At 36.6% G+C, this 5,815-nt stretch carries 9 protein-coding genes; 4 read left to right on the forward strand and 5 right to left on the reverse strand.

The annotated features are described in order from the left end of the window. Positions 1-151 precede the first annotated feature (151 nt). The gene (repM, locus tag FTU75_RS17910; protein ID WP_087554602.1) at positions 152-1,093 is read left to right on the forward strand and encodes a replication initiation protein RepM; all 942 of its coding nucleotides are present in this window, start codon (positions 152-154) and stop codon (positions 1,091-1,093) included. Next, entirely contained in the window at positions 1,090-1,386 is a 297-nt protein-coding gene (locus FTU75_RS17915; protein ID WP_159516833.1) for a hypothetical protein, read from the forward strand. Before repM ends, FTU75_RS17915 begins: the two co-directional genes overlap by 4 nt. Here FTU75_RS17915 and FTU75_RS17920 read toward each other — a convergent pair. After that, a complete protein-coding gene (locus FTU75_RS17920; RefSeq protein WP_159516832.1) occupies positions 1,383-1,694 on the reverse strand; it encodes an HU family DNA-binding protein in 312 nt (103 codons plus the stop codon). The two genes, FTU75_RS17915 and FTU75_RS17920, sit on opposite strands and share 4 nt — an antisense overlap. Before the next feature lie 2 nt (positions 1,695-1,696). Beyond that, the gene (locus FTU75_RS17925) at positions 1,697-1,984 is read right to left on the reverse strand and encodes a mobilization protein (RefSeq protein WP_159516831.1); all 288 of its coding nucleotides are present in this window, start codon (positions 1,982-1,984) and stop codon (positions 1,697-1,699) included. Positions 1,985-2,179: 195 nt separating this feature from the next. On the opposite strand from FTU75_RS17925, the gene mobQ reads away from it, so the two are divergent. Next, the gene (gene mobQ / locus FTU75_RS17930) at positions 2,180-3,151 is read left to right on the forward strand and encodes a MobQ family relaxase (RefSeq protein ID WP_136144369.1); all 972 of its coding nucleotides are present in this window, start codon (positions 2,180-2,182) and stop codon (positions 3,149-3,151) included. Further along, on the forward strand, positions 3,148-3,618 hold the full coding sequence (locus FTU75_RS17935) for a hypothetical protein (protein ID WP_004870960.1): 471 nt from the start codon (positions 3,148-3,150) through the stop codon (positions 3,616-3,618). The genes mobQ and FTU75_RS17935 overlap by 4 nt, the downstream gene beginning before the upstream one ends. 114 nt (positions 3,619-3,732) lie before the next feature. On the opposite strand, the gene FTU75_RS17940 is transcribed toward FTU75_RS17935, so the two are convergent. The 3 genes from FTU75_RS17940 to FTU75_RS17950 all read right to left on the reverse strand — a co-directional run bounded on the left by FTU75_RS17940 (position 3,733) and on the right by FTU75_RS17950 (position 5,064). Then, positions 3,733-4,014, reverse strand: coding sequence for a type II toxin-antitoxin system YafQ family toxin (locus FTU75_RS17940; RefSeq protein WP_001129137.1), 282 nt, complete (start codon positions 4,012-4,014; stop codon positions 3,733-3,735). Next, complete coding sequence (locus FTU75_RS17945; protein WP_004870963.1) at positions 4,007-4,300, reverse strand: type II toxin-antitoxin system RelB/DinJ family antitoxin; 294 nt, start codon at positions 4,298-4,300, stop codon at positions 4,007-4,009. The genes FTU75_RS17940 and FTU75_RS17945 overlap by 8 nt, the downstream gene beginning before the upstream one ends. Before the next feature lie 134 nt (positions 4,301-4,434). Continuing rightward, entirely contained in the window at positions 4,435-5,064 is a 630-nt protein-coding gene (locus tag FTU75_RS17950; RefSeq protein WP_180023047.1) for a hypothetical protein, read from the reverse strand. Positions 5,065-5,815: the final 751 nt, after the last annotated feature.

Genomic DNA, 5,815 nt, shown 5'->3' on the forward strand with positions numbered 1-5,815 from the left:
CGACAGATTTACCCTTATACAACGACAGATTTACCCTTATACAACGACAGATTTACCCTATATAACGACAATAAAAAATAATGTTGTTGTTTTAATTAACGCTTTTATAATATAGTGTCGTTTTATTGCAGAAAAATAATCCTTAAACCAAATGAAAAATGATCTAGTTATAAAAAGTAATACTCTTGTTGAAGCTTGCTTTAATCTCAGTTTGACTGAATATCGAATACTACATGTAGCCTTCACTGAATTAGCTGAATATGAAAGTGATAAAGGCTTATTCCACACACGAGAATTTAGAGTATATGCAAAAGATTACTCCAAGCTATTTAATACTGATGAATCCGATGCTTATAAGGTATTAAGGGATGCAAGTGAGCGATTATTTAACCGTTACTTCACGTATGATCGGGTCTATCAAAAACCTGATTTTATAGAATGTGTTAAATCGAGATGGGTACAAAAAATTAGTTATGCAGATACGCAGGGATATATTAAATTTCAGTTAGCCGATGATGTTTTTAGCATGATTGGACAACTGAAAGATTGTTTCACACGATATAGATTATCTAAAACAGCCCAATTAACGAGCGTTTATGCTATTCGCCTTTATGAAATGATGATTCAATGGCAAAGCACGAAAGTTGTTCCAGTAATAGAATTAAATACGTTAAGAGAACGCCTTGCTATTGAGGAGCATGAATATCCTAGAGTCTATGATTTTAAGAATCGTGTCTTAGACCCTGCTATTAAACAAATTAATAAATATACAGATATCACAGTAAGTTACGAACAACACAAGCAAGGACGTATCATTTCTGGGTTTTCATTTAAGTTTAAGCAAAAAAAAGACGATAAACCTAAAATTAATACTAAGCGTGACCCTAACACCCCTGACTTTTTTATAAAAATGACCGATGCACAACGCCATTTATTTGCCAATAAAATGTCAGAAATGCCTGAAATGAGTAAATATTCAAAAGGTACAGAAAGCTACCAACAATTTGCTATTCGTATCGCTGACATGCTTTTAGAGCCTGAAAAATTTAGAGAACTTTACCCATTTTTAGAGAAAGCAGGATTTAAATCATGATGCAACTGGAGAACCTAACAGCCAATTTTCAAGGCGTTCAAATTGAGTATACCGACATCGTTAATTATGAAATTGCGAGGGAGAATATCTGCGGTTATATCTTTCTATTATCCCGAATATCCCAGAATGCAGAACCCACTGAAAAAATGCAGATGGAAAGCAAAATAGAGGACTTAATTTACTATCGGGATAATTTGCAGATCAAGGATAAAGTAAATATCCAAAAAGTCTTAAATGAGCTAATTCCAGAGTATAAAGCCGAACAAGAAAAGCAAAGAGCTAAGAAAAATTAGGCTTTCTTCTTAACTTTACTTTTTTGCTTAGGCTTAACAGTAAATTGCTCTCCCAAAGCCTTGCCTTGTTTAAAAGTGACAATTTCCTTAGCTTCAATTTTAAGTTTTTCGCCAGTTTTAGGATTGTGTCCCATTCTTTCGGCACGCTGTTTTACTTCAAAAGTCCCAAAATCAACTAATCGGACATTTTTATCTTCAACCAGGGCTTCTGTAATGACTTCAAGAACAGAATTAAGAACAACTCTTGCTTCATCTTGATTAATATTTAATTTAGGTGCTAATTTGGCAATTAAATCGGCTTTATTCATAATTAATTGTCCTCAATATTTGGTAAGTCAAAAAGCTGTCGATCTCTATTTTCTGTTAAATATTCGTTGAGTTCAGCGAGTATTTTTTCTTTATTGGCTTCATTTGCCTGCATTTTCTTAATCAAGTAAGAACCGAGCAAAATTTTACGCCTAGTATCATCCTTGCGCTCCTGTTCTTTCTTTTTGGTACGTTCTCTTGCTTCAATAGCCTGTTTCTGTGCTTTTAACTGTTTCAGCTTCTCTAACTGGGCTTCAATTTTCTTTTCGATATTTTCAGCAGATTTAGTCATAACGGTTAATTTCGGAATATAGAAAACCACTCAAGCATAAGACCCTATGAATTGAAATTCAAGCGGGTAATATGCTATCGTGTTTTTCATGAAATGCGCACTTACGACTTGAATTTCATTCAAGTCATCGTTGCGTAAGGGGAATCCCCTTAACCCCAAAAAATTGCTACGCAATTTAAAAAGGCGAAAGAAAAAATGGCGATTTATCATTGCTCAACAAAAACAGTGAATCGAAGTTCGGGACGAACTGCGGTTGCATCGTCTGCCTACCGTTCAGGGGAAAAACTCAAAGATGAACGAACAGGACTAACCCACGACTTTACGAGAAAGGACGGTGTCGCCCATAGCGAAATTGTGTCTAACCTTGATATAGAAATAGACCGTAGCGAGTTGTGGAACTTGGCGGAACAGTCCGAAAACCGCAAAGATGCTCGAACCGCTAGAGAATGGGTGATTGCCTTACCTGATGAACTGGATGCAGATCAACGTAAGGACTTGGCAAAAGAGTTTGCCCAATCACTTGTTGATCGCTATGGCGTGATCGCAGATTTAGCCATTCACGAACCCAGCAAAAGCGGAAATGATAAAAACCATCACGCCCATATCATGCTGACCACCCGAAAAGCTGAATTAGACCCTGACAATAAACTCACTTTGACGACAAAAACCGATATTGAGTTAAGTAATGCCAAACGCAAAAGCCTAAATATGGGAACAACCCAAGACGACATCAAACAGATTCGGGAAACATGGGCGGATTTAGCCAATCACGCACTGGAGCGAGCAGGCTACCGAGAAAAAATAGACCACCGCAGCTATGCCGATCAGAACAATGGACTACAAGCCACCATTCATGAGGGGACTTCGGTCACTCAACTTCGTAGACAAGGTATAGACACCGAAATCAGCCGTTATAACGACCATGTGAAGCAACACAACGCCCAACACCTCAAACAACAGCAACAGCGCACAGACAGCGTTTTACAGCACGGTTTAAACCGTGCCGAGCAAGGCTTCGAGCAATGGCAGAAAAACCAAGAAGCTAAACGCCTAGAACAAGAACGCCAAGCCGAAATACAACGACAGCAAAAACTAGAGCAACAGCAAGCCGAGCGAGCCAACCGTAAAGCATCACAAGACTTAGATCAGGGCGGAATGTACCGATGAGCAACCAAAACGACCTAGATGACCAGCTCTATATTTTACTGGCATCTATGAAAGAGTATCGAGAAGCCATAGCAGACGATAACAAGCGATTAGAAGCGTTTTACAAGGAAGTGGCTAGCGGAGTACTCAATAAGACCGAAAAACACCTAAAAAACGCCAATCAGAAGCAAATAGACGCACTCAACAACAGTATTCGGGAATTAAACAATGCAACCAATCAACTTGACTGGCGATTCATGGCAATCTACGCCAGTGCTTTTGTTAGCTTGCTGATCGTTTTCTTTTTAGCATTATTTTTATATGTGCCGAGCATGGACGAAATCAAACAGCGTAGAGCAGACGTTGCATGGCTAGAACAAAAATACAGCCTAGATATTAAAAATTGCAATGGGAAGTCTTGCGTTCGCATCATGAAAAATGACTGTCACGGAGCGAATAAGGATTATTGTGTGATTGACCCAAAATAATGATTAGACAGTACTTTGCTCGGCTCTTGCCATCACCGAATCAATGACAGCAGTCGCAAAGTTGCCCGACTTTGAAACATGGCTAAAGCCATCTTTCAAAGCATCGAGCGATAGTCATCCAAAAATTTCGGAATGGCTATCCAACTGATGCAGTTCTAAAATATCGTCACCAACAAGCCTATAGATCAAGACTAAATCAGGCTTCACATGACAATCACGACAATTTTTAAACTCTGCACCACCTTTCAAGGGATGATCTAAATACTTTTCAGGCAAAGGATTATTTGCGACTAAACAATCTAATACTTCTGCCCATTCAGCCGTAACCAGTTCTAAATAACGTCTTTTAATATCACGTTTAAAAGAACTGGTTACGATAATCTTACGTTTAGCCATGTGCTTCTTCCGACATAGCTTTAATCGCTTCTTCTACCGTTTCGTACTCGGTGTACTCGCCATTTTCAATCTCTTTTAAAGATTGAAGTAACTTGGCTGCTGCTTTAGGAGTTAAAGCAGGTTCTCGTGCATAGTCAAAAGATAAAGGAATCGCTTTAGTTTTAACGATTTGATTCAAGAACAGTTTGAATGCTTGAGGCATAGTCAAACCATAGTCTTCCAAAATTGGGGTGACTTGTTCTTTTAACTCTGCTTCTAAGCGCATATTGAAATTGACTGCGGACATGATTCCCTCACTCAAAAACCATTAAAGTAAAGATAATATAAGTCATATTCTTTACTTTTTCATTACTTTTGATGTAATAAATGGTTTCTGACAACTGAATTTCGTATAATCGCCATTATGTTAAATGTATAACTTTATAAAGTGTTAATTTTAAAGTCTTCCAATGTTTTGCCTTTTTCTTCTAATAAATTATGAACAAACTCAGGCTCTAATTTCAGCATCAGTTCAATAGCATCATGGATTTTCCAAAATTGTAATTCAGGATGATCTATTATTTGGATTAAATGGTTTTTAATTAAAGGAATATATTCATCGTATTTTTCATCATCAATTAACCAAAATAAGCGACTAACATCAAATGGTTCTGTATTAGATATTTCTATAATCTTTTGTATAGGATGAAATATTTTTATTCTAGCCTGTTCACCAAATCCTAGATCAGCTTGGAATGCCCAATAACGAACAAAAGCTCTAAGTACATGCTGAAGTGTATCATCATAACCATGTAAACGATGATCTATATAACCAACTAATTTATTTTCATTTAATAAATTTACTAATGCATCAAAACCAGAGGATTGTCCCCAATTAGTCAGAAGTTTTGCTGCCTCAAATACAATATTTTCATCAGAAGAATTTAATAAATTTATGACTTGTTCTATACGATCTTCAGGAATATCTTCTGGATCTAAATCTGTTGCATCACATGCGTAATCTGCATGAGTAGGAACGTCATGCAGTAATACAGAAATTTCTTTATTCATTAAGCCACTCATTAATAATTATCTTAAGATTTTCTAAAATTAACATAATACGCCTTATGCGAAATGCTGTATAATTATCCCTATAATTCAACGCTGTAGTTTCTAGTTGATAGTCCGAACATCTCTGTTCGGGCTTTTTTTATGATTTTTCATGTTCCACGCCTATTCTTTGATCAATGTTTCACAACTTTGATTAGCTCCATTAAATAATTAAAACTTAGATAATAAGAACCGAGCGAGTGTCTACGAGCGATTGAGCATCATCAAAATTTCACGCTCGCCTTTTCTCTGATTACAAGCTCCCTTTCGATTTTAAACGGTAGGTACAGAGCATCCCGAATGGGTGCGAACTTTGGAGCTTTTGCTTTTCAAAAAGTATGAGCGAAGCGAATACATTATCAATGCTTTTGCTTTTAGATTTCACAAACAGGATTAACCAAAAACTGCCCCACGAAGCGAGGAACGAGCTTCAATAGAGTACGAGCTTTAGCGAGTACATAGGGCAGTTTTAATAGTTTTTCCCTTTTTAATAGTTTTAATAGTTTTAATAGTTTTAGACAGCATGAAAGCCTTATATAGCAATACTCTTCAGCCTCATACAACGACAGATTTACCCTTATACAACGACAGATTTACCCTTATACAACGACAGATTTACCCTTATACAACGACAGATTTACCCTATATAACGACAATAAAAAATAATGTTGTTGTTTTAATTAACGCTTTTATAATATAGTGTCGTTTTATT

The organism is Acinetobacter sp. YH12140 (assembly GCF_013418475.1).
Classification (GTDB): Bacteria; Pseudomonadota; Gammaproteobacteria; order Pseudomonadales; family Moraxellaceae; genus Acinetobacter; species Acinetobacter amyesii.

What these genes read in the sequence shown, in the direction of transcription:
- FTU75_RS17950 (WP_180023047.1), bottom strand. Translation starts at nt 5,064, where the DNA reads ATGAATAAAGAAATTTCTGTATTACTGCATGACGTTCCTACTCATGCA.
- repM (WP_087554602.1), top strand. Translation starts at nt 152, where the DNA reads ATGAAAAATGATCTAGTTATAAAAAGTAATACTCTTGTTGAAGCTTGC.
- FTU75_RS17915 (WP_159516833.1), top strand. Translation starts at nt 1,090, where the DNA reads ATGATGCAACTGGAGAACCTAACAGCCAATTTTCAAGGCGTTCAAATT.
- FTU75_RS17920 (WP_159516832.1), bottom strand. Translation starts at nt 1,694, where the DNA reads ATGAATAAAGCCGATTTAATTGCCAAATTAGCACCTAAATTAAATATT.
- FTU75_RS17925 (WP_159516831.1), bottom strand. Translation starts at nt 1,984, where the DNA reads ATGACTAAATCTGCTGAAAATATCGAAAAGAAAATTGAAGCCCAGTTA.
- FTU75_RS17940 (WP_001129137.1), bottom strand. Translation starts at nt 4,014, where the DNA reads ATGGCTAAACGTAAGATTATCGTAACCAGTTCTTTTAAACGTGATATT.
- mobQ (WP_136144369.1), top strand. Translation starts at nt 2,180, where the DNA reads ATGGCGATTTATCATTGCTCAACAAAAACAGTGAATCGAAGTTCGGGA.
- FTU75_RS17945 (WP_004870963.1), bottom strand. Translation starts at nt 4,300, where the DNA reads ATGTCCGCAGTCAATTTCAATATGCGCTTAGAAGCAGAGTTAAAAGAA.
- FTU75_RS17935 (WP_004870960.1), top strand. Translation starts at nt 3,148, where the DNA reads ATGAGCAACCAAAACGACCTAGATGACCAGCTCTATATTTTACTGGCA.